The 17,306-nt window shown below is 32.4% G+C and carries 14 protein-coding genes; 6 read left to right on the forward strand and 8 right to left on the reverse strand.

The window, feature by feature from the left end; all coding sequences use genetic code 11:
- Positions 1 to 73 precede the first annotated feature (73 nt).
- On the forward strand, positions 74 to 388 hold the full coding sequence (locus H5203_RS21295) for a hypothetical protein (RefSeq protein WP_182820254.1): 315 nt from the start codon (positions 74 to 76) through the stop codon (positions 386 to 388).
- On the opposite strand, the gene H5203_RS21300 is transcribed toward H5203_RS21295, so the two are convergent.
- Together H5203_RS21300 and H5203_RS21305 are read right to left on the reverse strand one after the other, a co-directional pair.
- Positions 385 to 3,420 carry a hypothetical protein gene (locus tag H5203_RS21300; RefSeq protein WP_182820255.1) on the reverse strand — a complete coding sequence of 1,012 codons (3,036 nt, stop codon included), beginning with the start codon at positions 3,418 to 3,420 and terminating at the stop codon, positions 385 to 387. The genes H5203_RS21295 and H5203_RS21300 overlap by 4 nt on opposite strands.
- Positions 3,421 to 3,499: 79 nt before the next feature.
- Positions 3,500 to 3,901 (reverse strand): hypothetical protein, encoded by a 402-nt coding sequence (locus H5203_RS21305; RefSeq protein WP_182820256.1) that lies wholly within the window; start codon positions 3,899 to 3,901, stop codon positions 3,500 to 3,502.
- Positions 3,902 to 3,979: 78 nt separating this feature from the next.
- Between H5203_RS21305 and H5203_RS21310 the strand changes: the two genes are divergently transcribed.
- On the forward strand, positions 3,980 to 5,824 hold the full coding sequence (locus tag H5203_RS21310) for a zincin-like metallopeptidase domain-containing protein (protein ID WP_182820257.1): 1,845 nt from the start codon (positions 3,980 to 3,982) through the stop codon (positions 5,822 to 5,824).
- 31 nt (positions 5,825 to 5,855) lie between these two features.
- Here the strand turns inward: H5203_RS21310 and H5203_RS21315 are convergent, their stop codons facing one another.
- From H5203_RS21315 to H5203_RS21325, 3 genes are all read right to left on the reverse strand, one after another.
- Entirely contained in the window at positions 5,856 to 6,806 is a 951-nt protein-coding gene (locus H5203_RS21315) for a hypothetical protein (protein ID WP_182820258.1), read from the reverse strand.
- 61 nt (positions 6,807 to 6,867) lie between these two features.
- Positions 6,868 to 7,632 (reverse strand): hypothetical protein, encoded by a 765-nt coding sequence (locus H5203_RS21320; RefSeq protein ID WP_182820259.1) that lies wholly within the window; start codon positions 7,630 to 7,632, stop codon positions 6,868 to 6,870.
- A gap of 89 nt (positions 7,633 to 7,721) precedes the next feature.
- Positions 7,722 to 8,735 (reverse strand): hypothetical protein, encoded by a 1,014-nt coding sequence (locus tag H5203_RS21325; protein WP_182820260.1) that lies wholly within the window; start codon positions 8,733 to 8,735, stop codon positions 7,722 to 7,724.
- A gap of 128 nt (positions 8,736 to 8,863) precedes the next feature.
- Between H5203_RS21325 and H5203_RS21330 the strand changes: the two genes are divergently transcribed.
- Entirely contained in the window at positions 8,864 to 9,031 is a 168-nt protein-coding gene (locus H5203_RS21330; protein WP_182820261.1) for a hypothetical protein, read from the forward strand.
- 27 nt (positions 9,032 to 9,058) lie between these two features.
- On the opposite strand, the gene H5203_RS21335 is transcribed toward H5203_RS21330, so the two are convergent.
- Together H5203_RS21335 and H5203_RS21340 are read right to left on the reverse strand one after the other, a co-directional pair.
- Positions 9,059 to 9,808: a hypothetical protein gene (locus H5203_RS21335; protein WP_182820262.1), complete on the reverse strand. Its 750-nt coding sequence runs from the start codon at positions 9,806 to 9,808 to the stop codon at positions 9,059 to 9,061.
- Positions 9,808 to 10,425 carry a membrane lipoprotein lipid attachment site-containing protein gene (locus H5203_RS21340; RefSeq protein ID WP_182820263.1) on the reverse strand — a complete coding sequence of 206 codons (618 nt, stop codon included), beginning with the start codon at positions 10,423 to 10,425 and terminating at the stop codon, positions 9,808 to 9,810. The genes H5203_RS21335 and H5203_RS21340 overlap by 1 nt, the downstream gene beginning before the upstream one ends.
- Positions 10,426 to 10,560: 135 nt before the next feature.
- Between H5203_RS21340 and H5203_RS21345 the strand changes: the two genes are divergently transcribed.
- From H5203_RS21345 to H5203_RS21355, 3 genes are all read left to right on the forward strand, one after another.
- The gene (locus tag H5203_RS21345) at positions 10,561 to 10,878 is read left to right on the forward strand and encodes a hypothetical protein (protein ID WP_182820264.1); all 318 of its coding nucleotides are present in this window, start codon (positions 10,561 to 10,563) and stop codon (positions 10,876 to 10,878) included.
- The gene (locus tag H5203_RS22700) at positions 10,875 to 14,492 is read left to right on the forward strand and encodes a LysM peptidoglycan-binding domain-containing protein (RefSeq protein WP_220495342.1); all 3,618 of its coding nucleotides are present in this window, start codon (positions 10,875 to 10,877) and stop codon (positions 14,490 to 14,492) included. The genes H5203_RS21345 and H5203_RS22700 overlap by 4 nt, the downstream gene beginning before the upstream one ends.
- A gap of 391 nt (positions 14,493 to 14,883) precedes the next feature.
- Positions 14,884 to 15,858: a patatin-like phospholipase family protein gene (locus tag H5203_RS21355; protein ID WP_259401991.1), complete on the forward strand. Its 975-nt coding sequence runs from the start codon at positions 14,884 to 14,886 to the stop codon at positions 15,856 to 15,858.
- Positions 15,859 to 16,121: 263 nt separating this feature from the next.
- Here the strand turns inward: H5203_RS21355 and H5203_RS21360 are convergent, their stop codons facing one another.
- Positions 16,122 to 16,916 carry a DUF4238 domain-containing protein gene (locus H5203_RS21360; protein ID WP_182820266.1) on the reverse strand — a complete coding sequence of 265 codons (795 nt, stop codon included), beginning with the start codon at positions 16,914 to 16,916 and terminating at the stop codon, positions 16,122 to 16,124.
- Positions 16,917 to 17,306 lie beyond the last annotated feature (390 nt).

A 17,306-nucleotide genomic window follows, 5' to 3' on the forward strand; every position in this document is an offset into this window, starting at 1 on the left:
ATAAAAAACAATATATAAGATTGATATATATTTATAATTAACATATAATAAAGAAAAATATAAGGCGTTAATAATGGAATGGTTAGACGAGTTTAAAGAAAAATTTGAAAATGATAGTTTAGAAAATAACTTGTTGTTTAAAAATGAAGAGGTAGGCGAATTAAACGATCCAGAAACTAAAACTCATATTGAAGTGTATATTGATAATCAGTTTTTTTTCTTCAATGATAACTATGTGTTAGCAAGCGTTGAGTTTCATGATGGAAAACTATTCGATATTGAATACAAGGTATTAGATAACCAAGAGTTGTTAGAATACGCCAACAATACCTATGATGAAGATATTGTTAAGCGCATTCAAACGCATATCAAAATGAAACGCTTTTAAGTTTTTCCTTCTTTCTTCCCTTTCCCAAACTTGCCAGCCGTTTCAAACGCTTTACCTAACATACTCGATCCCTTTTGTGTCATAGCCGCTTCAACCAATTGCTCTACTTTACTGAAATCATCACCAGAGCTTGTATTTGCTTCAAGTTTTTCAAGTATGAAGTCCATTGAGGTGTTGATTAAGTTAAAACACATTCTCAGTACAACAAATACTAAGTAGGACATAGCGATAATAGCCAATAAGTCTTGTACGAAGCCCATAACAAAACCTTGACCGTTTGTTTGAGAGAATAACGTTAAAGATACTGAGTTAATAAAGAACAACAGCACCTTGAATACAAAAAACGACACAATAAATATGGTTATCATAATCACAGGTTTAAGCAGTATTTGGACAGTATACACACTTAAATACTTAATAATGTTTTGCTTCTCTTCATCCCAACGAAGCATATTTATAACTAAAATCGGTGAAATGATTAACGCTTGTATCACCACCAAAAACCATGATAAAAACGCCATAGCGAAGAAAAACGTAGGTATTAACGGTAAAACATAGGCAAGGTAGATACCTAATGCCATTTGTACGGTAAATAACAAGCCTAAGACTTTGTTAGCAATATCTAAGATACCAAGGAAGCTTGACATATCATTTGATTGTTTTTCGTATTTGATATTCTTTTTAGCCGCTTTCTTCGCTTTCCTATCGTCCAATAATGCCTTAGTAGACATAGACGCATTTAACCCTGCTGATATACCAAAAAAAGCAATTGAGTTTTTAATCAAGAAATGACCGAATTGATTTAACTCGATAATCGGATCATTAACGGGAATAGGACAAAGATCAGACACTTCACTACATGACTTAGCATTAAAGTCTTTATTATTTTTTACCTCATATACACCTATTGCTTGTTCGAAACGGTTAAACGGTGATTGGAATAACGAACTGTATATCTCTTTAAAGGTTTGATTACCTTTATAAAGCTCTTCTTCATTGTTCTCGATAACTGATACAACATACTGACTACTGTTTGCGTAAACACTATCACTGTACTGATTTTGAAGTTTAGCAAAGACATTTGAATGATTAATATAAGGTTCAAAGTCAGCCGTAGAGTTTAAGCCTGATATACTTTCAGCAACAAAATTGCTATCAGTTTTTATCGGTAAGAAATTGCCACTTTTAATCAAGGCTTCAAAGTAAAATTCATTATTCCTAATCTCACGCGATACCTTCATCATATAATTAGGCATTACCATAAAACCTTGTTGTCTTATCGACTTCAAGAAGTCGCTACCGTCAAGTTGTCTCAATACCATAGATAAAGACGCTTCAACTTCCATACGTCTTTTAGCCACTTCTTTTGATAGCTCAATCGTGTCTTTAACCACTTCAATTTGTAAGTCTCTAACTTCTGTTAATACTTCACTACTACGATTATCTAAAGGCTCACCATTGCTATCAGCGCCATACACTTCAAGCGTATCAATATCGACACAATACGGGTTAACATTGCTTGATCTATTACCTGTACCAGCTAACTTTCTTTGGAAGTTAACGCTTTCGACAACATTTTTATTGTTAAGAATACAGTGTTGTTTCTGTATTTTTTTGGCAAGTTGTGTGGCTCTTTGAAAGTCAGTTTGAATACTCGTGGTATAACTATCAGCAACAAAGCTCTCACCTGCTTTACCAGCCATAAACACACTATCAGTAGGGTATTGATTAACAGCCGTAGTGATACCCGTTGTTAAGGCGTTTTGAATAAGCTGATGGTAATAATAAGAAACACGCTTAATCGCTATATTGTTTCTTTGGTTTATGATTTTGTCAGCAAGCTCATATTCTTCTGTACCTATCTCATAACTGTTATATGACTTAAGTTTTGTCTCTATCATTGAGTAAATCGACTTCCAGCCATTTTGAATACGCATTGAATTACCGCCATTTAGGTTCAATGACTTAATGACACCCCAAACCACATTTGAAAATTTGTCTTTACCTATGGCTTTCAAAAGGGCGTTATCATTGATAGTCGGTAATACAGTGGTAATACTTCCACATTGATAATCAATAAACGTGTCGATATCACAAGTCTTTGGCTTACTGATACCAAATGACACTTGATAAGTTGAAGCAACTTCCTGATCCCACTTGTGATCGAATGGTGATAAGTCATGATTAATAAACGTAGGGTAGGGCTTTTTATTATCTAATAAGTCGGTATCACTAAATACCTGATTACTTACACCTATGCCATTGATACCAGCAGAGCAATTTTTACTTTCTTCATAGTTATCATTGTTAATCATTGAAGCATTCATACTCATTATGTATTGAGAAGTGATTTCACGACATAACGCCATTTTAGTTAATGACGTAATGTAGTTCCTTGCGATACTGTCATTATGATTTTGTTGTATATCAATACGATCAATCTCTATGTCTTCGGACGCATAATTTTTCTTTTCAACGGAAGACAAAAAGGCACTAAACATAAAGTTAGCGATAGAGATAGCAGCCATAGCCATTAATAAAACCAATACCTGTATCATTACCAAGTCAAAGACTTTTACTAATGATATAGAAATGAGAAAACCGATTATAAATAGTGTTTTTGGTGATATTTGCCTATCAGCAATAAAATCACCACGTTGTATAGCAGTAAGCAACGACCAAAAGGACTTATAAGCAAGAAAGAATGAAGCAAATAAAATGGTTAAATCTAATACAGAGGATATAATAACTACTAAAATAGGGGTAAAACGGTTGAATTGCTTGTCGTATAAAATCTCAGGACTATTCTTTAAGTTCTCTACTTCACCTAAATCGAAGACATTAAACAGGTTGTTATCAAACACTTCGGGCATCATAGAATAAAGCATACCAAACGCTTTATCTTCTTCGCACACTTCAAAGCTATAATCGCTTACAGTGCCATCTTCGTTAAGACCACATTCATTGTCTTTTGCTTGTAGTGGTAGTATCAATAAAAAACTTAATACAAACCCTAATAGATACCTTCCCATTATTACAATTCTCCCTGTTATTAATGTTGTATAATAAAAGAGAAAAAAAGCAATAAGCTTATATGTTTATTTGATATATTTAGAAGTTTTCTATCATAGCTTTAATGTATTTTAAATGATCTTCTTTGTATAGTTCCAAACCACTTTCTAAATAGTATTCATGATTTCTTTTAAGTCTTTTCATTAACCTTGTATTAAGCTTTTTCTTAACGACTTCTTTGGCTTCTACTTTTAACACCTTTTCTAATAGAAAATACTTATAGCCATTGTTTCTTAAAGGCTTACCAAGAAAATCATCAATCATTTTGGTAGTCCAAAGACGATCATTTTTCAAAGAGGTAATGGTTATATATTTCTCTTTCCACTTTGAAACCATCATTTGTTGATAGTCTTTTTTCTCTTGTTGAGAATAGACATATTTTCCTTTTCCTATAAATCTTCCCATAGTTTTTATTTTTGTTCTTAATAAAAGTTTTATCACAATTTAATAATTATCAAAATCAACGTGATTTAAAAAATAACTGATAAAAATAAAATAAGAAACGAAAAGGAGATCGTCATGACAAAAGAGAAATTAGACGTTTTAGCGCTAATCAAGGAAGAGTTTATAAGCGAGAACAAACATATTAAAAGTATTAAACAACTCAATTTTTATATGAAGCGAAACAAGTTTGAAGCTGATAAAGCGACTATTGAGAAATATGAAGCGTTTTTAGATACACACCCTTTAAAGAAAATGGTTGATAACCCTTTCTACAATGACAGTGAATTAACCCTTGTCAAAGAGTGTAAGCAGCGTATCAAGGACAATAACGCTGACGGTGTAGATGACTTTATTGAGTATGTTAAAGAAAAAGCAAAAGAGTATGATATTACAGGCACACCAACAGTTGATATTCTTAACGTAGGCATTGCTTACGGAATGCCAAAAAACGCAGTTAACAACTACTCAGGCGTTAATGTTGAAACGCTTATGATAGGACAGCAAAAACAAAATCTATCTACACCTATCTTTATCACCAAAACACAATTAATAAAGTTTGGTGCTAACCCTGAAACATTATCAAGTCAACTTCCAAAGCACCATCATGAAGTGTGGTTTAGAGATACCGCTTACGTTGATACCACTATCGAAAAAGGTAAGAAAGGCAGGTATATCACGAAAGAAGAATATGACCGAAGAGAGTTAACAGGTGAAGTAAAAGAAGAGAAGGTTAATAAATCACATAAGGTATATCATTTCGATCAACTACCAGACGAATTAAAAACAAGCAAGCTTGAAGAATGGTATTTCTCTCAACCTGAATACACACAGTTTAAAAAGCAACAACAAGCCATTAAAGACGGAACAATAGAACAGTTGTTTGACGAAAAAGCCCACGAAGCAGTGAAAGAGCTATTTTTAGTGGCAAATGAGTTAGGTGTAAAAATTGTTAATCACGAAAGCAACGAGTGTTATTACGATAAAAAGGCAGACACTATCTACATGGCAGAGCAATCACGCTTTGTTAGTAATGTTGCTTACGCAGGGGTATTAGCGCACGAGTTAGGACATTCCACAGGACACCCTAGCCGCTTAAATCGTGAAATGGTAGGACATATCAGCCCTGAAAAATCAAAGTATGGTTTTGAAGAAATAGTCGCTCAATCATTCAGTGAAATGATTTTATCTAAACACGGTTTAAAAGCCACGTTAGACCACCATAGCGCAGCCTATATCTATGAGTATTTAAGTGATGTGTCTATGAGTAAGAAACAACAACTGGTAAAGCTTAATCAAGCGGTATGGACAGCGCAGAAAGCCGTTAATCTCTATAACGAAAAAATGGTTAAAAGCCAAAAGCATAATCTTAGTAATGAAAGAGTTATCAGTGATGACAATACATACATTACAGAGCCAAATGACAAGCTTGAAGATATAGCAAGGTTAGTTTTCAAAGGTAGAGATGTAGGACAAGAAATGATTGATAAAGCAGTAGTGTTAATCGTTAAGAAAAACAAGTTGCCTGATCCTACTAAGACCACAGCAAGCCGTAGACTTGATATGCCAACGATTGAAGAGGTATACGATTATGAGTTTGAGAAAGCAAGGTTAGACAGCAAAAATGATCTGATGAGAAAAGAAAATTATATTGAGCCTAATATTAGTTCAGGTGAGTTAGTACAAAGTATTATTCACATGTTTAAGGACGAGTTGAAAGGTGCTGATATAAAAGCTTTTGAAAAGGACGCAATACAACTGGTTGAAGCACAAAAGGGTGATAATGTAATGTTTAACATAACCGATCACGACTTTGTTTCTAAACTTGATAACTTGATTAAACAACACGTACAAGAGCGCGTAGAGTTTGATGAATACCTACAACCACCAATGACGAAGAGATCGTCAAGGTTAAGTATTTAAGATTAAAGCCACGTTGAGTGGCTTTTTTTTGTTAGAAAGACATAACATTGTCTTTAACACGTTGCTTATTCAACTCGTTATATATCTCAGGCAACTCTTCTTTAACTCTCTTTTTAATCTCATTATTGTTGTTAAAAATAAAAGTAGAAACTGAATTATCGCTACTACGACTATCGAAGTCATGTTCAATAAGATTAAATAAATTATCTTCGGAAAAGTTTTTTCCAGCACTTATTTCTTCTTTAATTCTTTCGGCTATAAGGTTTTTTTCAGCAGCTTTAAAACCTTTTAAACCACGCATTTTATTCATTCGAACATAAATATCTTCTTTTTCAAAATCAGGAATTCCAAGTTTATCAATGATTGATAAAGCACTTTTTTGACCTGAATGTGAATAATCAAATTTATAAATTGAAAGTGCTCTTTTTTCACTAACATTAGTAATGTTTTCAATCGAGCTACATATTATATCTATTTCTTTTTGATCTAAATCGGAAAACTCTAAGTTTATAATTATCTCTCTAAACTTACTTTCTTCAAAGTTGTTAAACGCAAGAGTTAATATGTCCTCCCTTTCAGCTTTCGCAATACTAAAGATATCTTCATCGTTTAATTCATTAACGAGTTCGGGTTTCGCTAAAATAGCCCCCTTGAGTGTATTGAATTCCTCAGTAAATATGGAGTCAATAAAATGTTTTTTTATATCTAAATTAATTTCATCTTCTCTATTTTTTAAAAGGCTATATGTTAATTCTTCATTATCATTGTAAACAGCCCAATCAAAAGCATCATTGACTTTAACTGAGGGTATTTGAATAAGTGCTTTGGCAAGGTTATTGTGGTTAAATCGTGAAGCAAGGTTTAATAACCATTCATCTCTATCTTCGTTACTTATTAATCTTTCCTTAACTAATCTTGAAACTTCTTTATGATTTTTTTCTTTATATAGCTTCTCGACATACTCTTTGTTGTATTTAGACATAATAACTCTCCCCATTGTTATATACTTAATGTCATAACATATAAGAAATATAAATCAATGGTTAGAAAAACATGATGTTTTGTTTTGTTCTCTCTATTTTTTTATACTTTGAATATTCTTCTTTGTGGTATTTCTCTAACAAATCTTCGGAATACTCGATAACGTCTTTTGTATCAATTCCACGTTCAGTCGCTATTTCATTAAATGCTTTTGATTTAAACAACGTGTCTTTAATCTTCAAAAATGGTTCAAGGCAATCGTCTTCTTCAAGAGACAAAATCTCTACAAACTCTTTGTAGTCTTTAAGCATATATTTAGAGATTGTTTCAGTATTTTTGCTATTTAAAATATCAACATAAACTTCTTCGCTGAAATAAGATTTTGAAATATTATCTATCATATTTTGGCTATTATTGTTAATGGCAATTCTATGTATTAAATCTCCATCTATAGAAAAGTCATCGTTTTTTTCGCTTAAAGCGTCAAATGAAGCAACATCGTCATTAGCAATTACAACCTTGGCAGCTTCTTGAATAACTTCATACTTGTTCGTAGGAATAATACCTATTGCTTCATAGTTGCCATTTTTAGAAGCGGTTTTAATTAAATCTACAACGAATTGAGTTTCAAAAGGAAAGGGCTTTTCTTGCGCGGTTATTGTGTAATCAATGAAATGTTTATCTAATGCGTTCTTAAGTATAACATTTTCATGTTTTTCAATAGCGTCTTTAAAGCCTTCTAACAAAGTATCAAAATTGTTTTCATTGATACCTTTTTTGATTTTTCTAATAATGCTTTTTTGTTCTTCTGTTGCTTTGTTAGTCATAATTTTTCTCCCCTTGTTATAATTGATAATTGGTCAGGTATAGAAACATCCCTGATTAACTTTAATAAAATCTCGAAACGAAGGTGATATCAAAACGCACTCAATTTCATACCTGTTTGTTTAGTTTCAAATGGTTTATACAAATCAGGACGCATTTGTTGAAAATCTTTCTTAAGGTCAGGAACATTCTTAAACAGGAATTTAGCCAAGTTCTCATTTGGCACAGGCATATGCTCGAAGGTATCAAGGCAGGTAGCAGCAATCGCAACGTTGACACTGTTATCAACTTTATGACTATGGTTAACAGCAAAGTCTTTTATGAAGTCTTCAAAGACGTTAAAGGTATCAGGTTCAAGCTTGCCATAGTTAGCAGCAAGGTTTTCATAAACTTCAATAGCACCTTTTTCAGTCGTTAAATTCTTTTTCTCTAACTCTTTAAATATTAAATCAGCAGCCAAGGCATTGTTATAACCCACAGCAGCGTCTAACGTATCTAAATGTATGTAATCTTGCTCTTTTAAGTAATCACCGATAAGAGTGCTATTACCAGTCTCTATCAGTGCCATAACGTCATTTTCTTGCTTCTTAGATAATGATTTTTCGTCAAAATGACCACACTCAACCATATCTTTACTTTGAGCGATTAACATATCTAAACCAAGTTGTTTATTTCCATTTTCTAAAACAGTCTTGGCGTGATGACTTCCAAAAATAGTAGGGTTCTTATCATAGTCATTAATAAGCGTTTCAATGACTTCAGGGTGTATAAAACGTTGCTGTGAAAAGTCGTGATAGTTTTTTCCTTTTTCGCTTTGAAAGAAGGCATCAATTAACTCTCTATTGTCGTGAGTAAACATATACTCAACAGCGTCATGGTCAGTCCTATGCTTTGTTGTATCAGTAAAAAACTTAACTTGTGTATCAGGAAGTTTAATTAAGGCTTTGGCAAGGGCTGTGTGGTTAAACTCACAGGCAAGGGGTAGTAGCCATTCATTACGATCTTCGTTGCTTATTTCTCTATTTTTAACAATTTCCGATACGTCTTTTCTTCCATCGTTTAAATATAACTCTCTTATTTCTTCATATAAATATTGAAAACTCATAATATATTCTCCCTTTGTTATACACTTGTTATATAACAAAAAGAGAATAAATCAATGCTTGGAAAGCTAATACCTTGCTTGAAAATAAATTTATGATAATTATATATTAGCCAGCAAGGAGATTTATTATGAGAAAGACCCAAGAAGATATATTAAAAGAATTAATTAATGAGATAAAACAAACAAAATCTAAAGAGTTAACAAGAGAATATAAAAGCAGTTTTTTGTTAGAGCTAAATGGCGCTAATGATTTTGAAAAAATACAACAAACAATGTCAAACGTTATGAATTTTTAACACCAAGCGTATATTAAAATGCGCTTTTTAATTATCTATCTTTTCATCAACTTGATCGTCAAAATCGTCATACAAGTCTTCAAGCTCTTTACTCCATTGAGACTTAACGCTTCTTTTAAATGCGTCTTTATCAATTTTGTTATCACGCCATTTCAACATATTGCTCTTATCGCCAAAGGTTTCTTCAATTTGTTCAATAATTAAATAATCTCTACCACCATCTTCAAAGATACGCGCAATCTCTTTCTCTCGTATCTCAGCTTCCATTTTACGCTTACCACGTTCACCTATCTCTTCGAGATTTTCACCGACAAAACCCACCACGCCATTAACAACATTAGAGCACAAGCCTTTTGACAAATCTTCCATAACGTCATCAATGATATCACCAGCTTTTTGAATACCACCTGTCAATAATTCACCAACTTTGTCTACACCTTCCATTATGTTTTCGCCAATCTTTGAAAAATCAACATTCATACATGAAAAGTCTTTTCCACGGTCTTTCAAATCGTCAGCCCTGATATCACTTGCGCTTGTCGGTCTTCCAGTTTCTTCAGTGATTTCATTAGCGACTTCTTGGACTATTGTTTGTTGATAAGGTTTAACAAAATCTGTATACGTAGTTTGTTTAAATCTATCTCTACCATTTCTATCTAATACTTTTGACATTTCTTCAGGAGTACATTCAAACTCATTGATTTGAGAATAGGCAGGACTACACAAGAGAAAAAATAGAAGTAGGAGTATAAAACTCTTGTATAACCCTTTAAACATTAGGCTTTCGCCTTAGCAACTTTGTTTTTAAGTTGTGTATAATATTTTTTCAATTCATTGTCATGCTCTACAACAAGCTTCTTTTTGATATTTAATATATCATTCTCTATCTTTTTAACTTGTTCTTTTAAGTTGTGTACGTTTTCCATTATTTCCGCACAACTTACTTCATTTGTTTTGTCAATGCTTACACAATTTTCATCCATTAGAGCATTTTGAGAAACGATAACTTCATTAATTTCCTTAATATTGTCTTTCCTAACATTCACAGCTTCGTCAATAAAGTCATCAAATTGTTTTGTTATATCTTTAATTACCTTCTCATAACCTTCTATTAGTTCTACGATATTCGCTTTTAGCTCTTTGTCTTCGGTCTTGAATAGTTCATCAGAGTAATCAATATAAGGTGTTAATCGTGGATCTTTCTTCACTTTTATACTGTCCTTATTCAGCTGTAATTTATCACCTTCTTCATCTACAACTTTATCAAGATCAATCTGTACCACGTATTTAGCGGTAGGTTCGGTAGGGGTTATCTTTACTTGCTTTTGTTGTGGTTCTTCTCCACAGCCTGAAAGAATTAGCGCAATTACACTTGTTAATAATATCTTTTTCAAAGTCATCTCTCCTTAATGTATATGTCTCCTATATATAATAAATATTATATTTAAAATATAAGTCAATACTTTACTAAGTGTTGTTGTTATTTGATTTTTTAATGTTAATTTAATAAATAGAATGAAGGAGTGAATATGAAAAGAATTAATTATATAAATACTTTTTGTGATATGGAGTTTGACGAAATGTTTCAAGACTTAGAAATAGAAGAGTGGTTTTTTCAAGATCGTTTTGGAAATAGTACTTCAATCAAAAGCAGTATTTTATTAGAACAAATCAAAAGAACTGATAACCGTAAGCAGGGTTTCATTATTAGGCAGTTTAAGCAAAAAAGAAGTGAACAGGAAAAGTTATTGTTTTTTACTTGGCTTGCCAAAATCTACACACTTCCGCAGCACGATGAAAGCAAGATCAAGGTTATAAATATAAAAATAAATGGAGAGTTAGCATGAGCAAAGAGAATATAAAAGACGAAGAATATAAGTTTGAGTTTGACGAGAGTGTTGATAACGAAGATCTTGATTTTGACTTAGAAGAAAGTTTTGAAACGGATGACTTAGACGATTTTGACCTTGACGAAAAACCAGACGCAGATATAGCTGAAGTTATAGAACCTGTTAATGGCGCTTCTATCAGTGAGAAAGATAGAGAAGAAATCAAAAAAGAGGTTGTTGCCTTAAAAACCAGCCTTAACGAGTACTATGAAAAGATTGAGGAAGCAATTAAGAATGGTGAAGAGCTTAAAGTTAGCGAAGAGATGAAAGAACAAGCTGACATTATAAGAAAGCAATTTATTACACCTGTTAATGAAAATGATGTAGAACAAGCAAAAAAAGCAGCTTATCAAATCGGTCTATCACCAAACACAACACCTGTACCGTTTTATCAGTTTGAAAAAGAGCTACGTGGAGAATATTTCAAAGGCGCAAAAGAGCGCAAGCAAATAACAGAGGTACATAAAGAATATGATTATATTTCTCAATACACAATTAAAAGTACTGAAAGAGAATTATTTAATCAATTACAAGAAAGATATAAACATAGCAGAGAATTTCAGGAATTTGCTTTAAGACAACTTGTTATTAATGAGTATGCTAAAACAACAGGCTTCAAAGATAATGAAAAGCGAACTCAATATTTAACTGATGAAGGTTATGTTGAGTTTATGAAACGTCCAGAAGCAAAACAAGCAGAAGACAATGTTAAAACAGTATTGAATACAAAGTTTCCACCTTCGCTTCAATTGGAAGAGCAGATACAGCTTTTAACAGCAAAAAGCCTTAAAAACGAAAAAGGCTTAACTTATATACAAAATACCTTCCAGCGTTTAAATAAATCACGCTATGAAAAACACGTTGAAAAAGTTAATCAGCTAGAAGAAAACAATAGCCTTCAAGAAGAACGTATTAAAAACGCACTTGATAATCACCCTAATGCTTTTGTTGAGAGAATGCTACCGATTGATAAAAACGACAGTGTAGATGCTCAATTACGTAGATTAACCAACAGTGAAAACCCTAATTTCATAGACGCTGGTTTTCCTGAAAATGGTTTAGGTTATGGTGATGTTATACCACTAAGCGATTATGGTTATATTATTCCAGCCAGCAGTGATAACAAACTTAAAAACAGTGTTGTTATTATTCACAGTAGTAAAGACATAGCACATCGTGAGCTTTTAAAAGGTATAGGCGGTTTAGAGGGAATTAAACACGACACTCTAATACTTCCTACTGATAACCCTGAAAATATAGATTACAAAGCCAGAGAAAACGCAACAGTACATGATATTAACGGTACATATATAAAGCTTTTCAAATCACCTGTTAATAACGTTGAAGATCAAGACAAAGTTTATTATCAAGAAATAACAAAAGCACAGTACCAAGAACTTGTTAAGTCGCAAACCAAAGAACAGGTTAACGACAATAATTTAGAACAGGTTAAAGAAACCGCAGAAATCAAATACCTTCCTGTTGTTGATAAACGCCATGAAAAAAATATGAATAACATTGAAACTTTAATGACAAGGTTAATTGTTATTGAAGAAGCAATACAAAAAGACAAAGAAGATTTTGAAAGATACCGCAATCAAATAAACAGACGTAAAGATATTTCGAAAGAACAAAAAGCAGCTTTAATAGACACATTTAAAGACGACATTTTTGAGCCTGAAAGAGATATTTATAACCAGTTTAAATTAGAAACCTTAGAGATAAATACACTAAGGCTACGTGGTGATGCTGTAAATGATTTTCAAAAGCAACGTCTAGAATGGTTAGAAGAACAACATAAAAATGGCTTAGACGCTTATATAGCAGAGCAATATGTTAAAAATGAAAGATACTATAACCAAGTAGCTAAACGTCATCCTGATATCGTAAAGAATGTTAGAGACAAAATAGATAATAGTATTGATAAAACTAATACTGATAAACATGAAGCCAGAGCACAAGCAACGTTAACCGTTTTTGGCAGAAAACATAAGATAAACCCTAAATCACTTATCAAGCACTTTATAAATAAAGAACACTTGAAAAAAGGTGCGTTGACTTCTCTTAAAGCAGCATCAGCAGTAATCAACCCTGTAGGTTTTGCTGTATCACAAGGTATTAGTAAGTTAATAATGAGTGATAAGTTAAAACCATTTAGAGAAAAGGTTAGTGAAAGAATAAGTAATTCATTAGATTATTTAGGTGCTAAACAAGGAACAAAGGCAAGAAAATATTTAGCTACAGGCGCAGTAATTGTCGGAGCAGTAGGGTTAGGTGCTTATACTTTAATGACAGGCGATATGGAAACCGCACAAATCGCGTATGGTAAAGTTGAAGAAAACATTAAAGAATTTGGTGAAGGTATTGCCAATAATGTAAAAGAGTTTGTTAAACCTGAAAATATAGCCGCAATCAAAGCAAATTTATATGACGGTATTAACACAGCAAAAGAAGCAGTTGAAAGAGGTTTATCAAGTCCAGACTTCTCAAATAATGTTTACGCTACTGAATTACCTGTTGAGAATAATGCCGTAGATAATAGTGTCGTTAATGACACAAGTAGTACACCAACAGTTGAAAAACAAGTAAATGATACAACCCCACCTGTTGAAGAGCCTGTTAAAGATATTCCAGAAGTACAACCTGATTTCATACCAGCAGAAGCAAGAATTGATTTTACAGGTATTGAAATAGAACAAGCAGAAGCATTCACAAATGATTTATTTAATGGTGTTGATGAAAACCAACTTGATAAAGCATTAAATCAAATAAGTGGTGTATCGGTTGAAGACTTGAAACAACACGTACAAGCTAACATTGAGAAACAAATTGCTAATGGCACATTCCCTACAGAAATAAAGTTAGATATTAACGCTGAAGACTGGAAGGGAAGAGTACAAACTATTGAAACATTAAACTTCACACAAGATAATTTATATGAAACAGCCAATGGTTTAGGAGTAGAGCAAGCACAAATAACAGTTTCACAAGGTGATACGTTAAGTGAAATTGCTGAGAGTTATTTAGGTAATAATGCGACACCTGAAAATATAGAAGCTATGGTAAATAAGATTGCTGAAATGAATAGTATTGAAGATCCTAATCTTATTTTTCCAGACCAAAAATTATCAATGCCTAACCCTAATCAGTTATTAGCTAGTAATACATGGACACCAGAGCATTTAACTAATGATACGTCTATGGTTGCTAATACAGTTGTTAATGAGCTTGTTGAAACAACACAACCTACGAATAGTGTTAAGCCAGTGTCATTAGCTGATATGTATAATGATGAGTTAGTAGCAACTGATACATTGAATAAAGACTTAGCGCAAAGCTTAATTGATAGTGGTGCGGTATTACCAGAACGAAGAGAGTTTTTGGAAACATATATTCAAGATGTGATTGACAATCATATGTTATTAAACAACGGTAATCTAACATCTACTGAGTTTAAGACTGATATAAATAATGTTGTGTTAGCCGCACAAGAGCCAAACATAACAAGAGAAGAATATATTGCGACAGACAATCAAAAATTTCGAAGAAAAAGTATGTCTATGAGTATTTAATAGTCCAATACATTAAAAAGAGTTTTTCAGTAATGGTACTAAAACATTGTATTTTGCTACTAAAAAAATGGGGTTAAATATCTAAAAATTAAGTATTTCATTAACTCCATTTTAGCGCAAAACAATATCTAAAAGAGTGTAACCTTTGGCGGTTATTTCGCTTGGTTTTGCGTTCTTTCTATACGTAGTTTCAGCTTAGTTAGGTATCTCGATCTTTGAAGAAATCGTCAAAGAGAAAACGATTGATTTGATAAATTGAAAAGAATTTCAACACCACTTGCCGCTAAAAATTAGTCAAATAAATCTAAAAAATGAATTTTTTTTGATTTTTTAATATTATCTTAAATATGTAGAAAGTCTAATAAAATCAAGGCGTAAAACCTAATGTAAGATGTTTATATTTATCGGTGTATGGTATTATAGGTGCTTTACTTTATTTGGTTTAGATAAGTATATTTTTGGTGAGTTTTTTAAAAACCGATCATCGCAACTCAATTTAATTGGATCATCGGCTGGAGCATTCAGATCTGCATGTTTTTCACAAAACGATCCCGTTGCGGCCATTGAACGCTTAGCAAAATCGTATTCGCAAACCCGATATTCTAGTAATAAACCCACTCCTAATGAAATTACCACTAAAGCCCGCGCACTACTCGAAGATGTGTTTGGCGATAACGGTGTCACCGAAATTATAAATAACCCCGTATTTAAAGCGCATTTTATTGTCGCAAAATCCAATGGCTTAGTAGCGAGTGAACTAAAAGCATTGCAGTTACTCGGACTTACCAAAAGCTATTTAAGCAATCGTGTAAACAGACGATTTTTAACAACCCAATACGAACGCGTTATTTTTCAAGCGCCCAACAGTGAATTGGCAGTTAAAGACAGTTATAAATTTAAAACCACACATATAGATTTAACCACTGACAATTTAAAAGATGCGTTACTGGCATCGGGATCAATACCGCTGGTAATGCAAGGTATAAAAAATATTGCCGGCGCGCCTGCAGGCATGTATCGCGATGGTGGTATTGTTGATTACCACTTTGATTTTAAAATTAACAATCCTGGACTTATTCTATATCCACATTTCAATTCAGATCCAAAAGCAGGGTGGTTTGATAAAAGTTTAAAACGTAAAGTCGCCGCTAAAAATTACGATAACGTAGTAATGATCACTCCCTCTAAAAAATTCATCGCCAGCTTACCTTACGGAAAAATCCCCGACAGAAACGACTTTACAGATCTCGATTCGGATACACGTATAAAATATTGGCGAACAGTATTTAGCGAGACTGAAAAATTAGCCGATGATTTTGATAAAAAACTCAATAGTGAAAATGTTGAGCTGAAAATAATTGAATGATCTAATCTATCAAGTAATGTAGTTTTATGAGTCGTAGTTAATAATCCATAAATTATCGTACGTAATATTAAAGGAAAGGGCGAAAGTCCTTTTTATCAATTATTTACAATGTTAGCAATAAGATATAATGGCACTACTGAGTTTTCATAAATAACTTTCTGTATTCATTTATAGAAGATTCTGAATCTGCAAAATAAGTTTGATGTGAATTTTGAACAATTAATGGGTTAAATAATTTTACATCTTCTGTTGTACATAACTCATTAAAAAAATTTAGTGTTTATATCACGTAAGATTACATACCCAAACTTTGGTGAGATTGGAAAATAGAGATCTTTACCATTACCAGTAATACTTTTAAGACTTACTACTGGTGAATCAGAAGTAATAAATGAAATGTCTGAAGAGTTAATTAATGGGATATGAATATCGATATTACAATTTGTTAAGAGATTAAGAGCGTAATTTTGCCCAAAGACAAAACTAAAAAACCACCAGTGTTTTCTAAATACACTCAATAGAATGTCAATATCTTTTTCATCTCTAAAATTCTCATTTAAAGAAAATCTAGGCCACAAATTTAACTTAGAAAAACTACTATCTTTTAAATCTTTAGTCCTAGTTGCCTGATGACCAAGAAAATTCATAAAATCTTTAAAGTAATCTGAGTTTTCAAGGATATTAAAATCACCATTACTTAGTTGAGGCAAAACTTTAAGCATTTTACCCTCTATTTTAGAATGATAATTCTCTAAAAGGTTAATTTTCCAGTTATTAACACTATCGGATTGTTTTAAAGCAGCTTTAAACGAATTGTAGTAATGAAGGTTTATCTCGTAATTAGAATCAGATATAAACTTAAGAATGATCTTAATATATAGATCTTCATAATTTTCAATATGTTCCAATTTATAAAAAAAATCTTGCTTAGCTACTCCAAGTGCGGTTTCAGTTGCTGCAATATGTTTTTTAGTAGCAAAGTAAGCTAATTTATTATCAACCTGCCAATTTTCTAGATAACGCCGCCAAACAAAATGATGATTTTTTTTGGTACTAATTTTTTAGATTCTAGCAAAATTAACTTCCTGTCTTTTCTGAAATATCACCAACAATATCTAGTAATTGGTTCTGTAATTCAAATAAATACTTATCTTGTGTAGATGTCTGTCTTTTGAGGTTTTGGTACATTTGCTCTGATTTCTTAGCAGAACATTTATATCGGTGTACTAACTGTAAATCAGATGGTTTTACTATACCCCAAGGCGTAGTCATTTTGTTGTCGTGATATCAAATTCTATAATCTGCCCATGGGCGAGTAGGAGAAAATAGCCTAGATAAATTATTTAAATTTGCTTTAGCTGACGCGTTTGATAAAAGTATAGCTATAAAAAATTTGAATTAAAACTAATTGAAAAATTTAAGCTGTAAGTTATTTTTGGCTGATAGCT

The organism is Pseudoalteromonas sp. SG41-1, assembly GCF_014164575.1.
Classification (GTDB): Bacteria; Pseudomonadota; Gammaproteobacteria; order Enterobacterales; family Alteromonadaceae; genus Pseudoalteromonas; species Pseudoalteromonas rhizosphaerae.

What these genes read in the sequence shown, in the direction of transcription:
- H5203_RS21295 (WP_182820254.1), top strand. Translation starts at nt 74, where the DNA reads ATGGAATGGTTAGACGAGTTTAAAGAAAAATTTGAAAATGATAGTTTA.
- H5203_RS21300 (WP_182820255.1), bottom strand. Translation starts at nt 3,420, where the DNA reads ATGGGAAGGTATCTATTAGGGTTTGTATTAAGTTTTTTATTGATACTA.
- H5203_RS21310 (WP_182820257.1), top strand. Translation starts at nt 3,980, where the DNA reads ATGACAAAAGAGAAATTAGACGTTTTAGCGCTAATCAAGGAAGAGTTT.
- H5203_RS21315 (WP_182820258.1), bottom strand. Translation starts at nt 6,806, where the DNA reads ATGTCTAAATACAACAAAGAGTATGTCGAGAAGCTATATAAAGAAAAA.
- H5203_RS21320 (WP_182820259.1), bottom strand. Translation starts at nt 7,632, where the DNA reads ATGACTAACAAAGCAACAGAAGAACAAAAAAGCATTATTAGAAAAATC.
- H5203_RS21325 (WP_182820260.1), bottom strand. Translation starts at nt 8,735, where the DNA reads ATGAGTTTTCAATATTTATATGAAGAAATAAGAGAGTTATATTTAAAC.
- H5203_RS21330 (WP_182820261.1), top strand. Translation starts at nt 8,864, where the DNA reads ATGAGAAAGACCCAAGAAGATATATTAAAAGAATTAATTAATGAGATA.
- H5203_RS21335 (WP_182820262.1), bottom strand. Translation starts at nt 9,808, where the DNA reads ATGTTTAAAGGGTTATACAAGAGTTTTATACTCCTACTTCTATTTTTT.
- H5203_RS21345 (WP_182820264.1), top strand. Translation starts at nt 10,561, where the DNA reads ATGAAAAGAATTAATTATATAAATACTTTTTGTGATATGGAGTTTGAC.
- H5203_RS22700 (WP_220495342.1), top strand. Translation starts at nt 10,875, where the DNA reads ATGAGCAAAGAGAATATAAAAGACGAAGAATATAAGTTTGAGTTTGAC.
- H5203_RS21355 (WP_259401991.1), top strand. Translation starts at nt 14,884, where the DNA reads ATGTTTATATTTATCGGTGTATGGTATTATAGGTGCTTTACTTTATTT.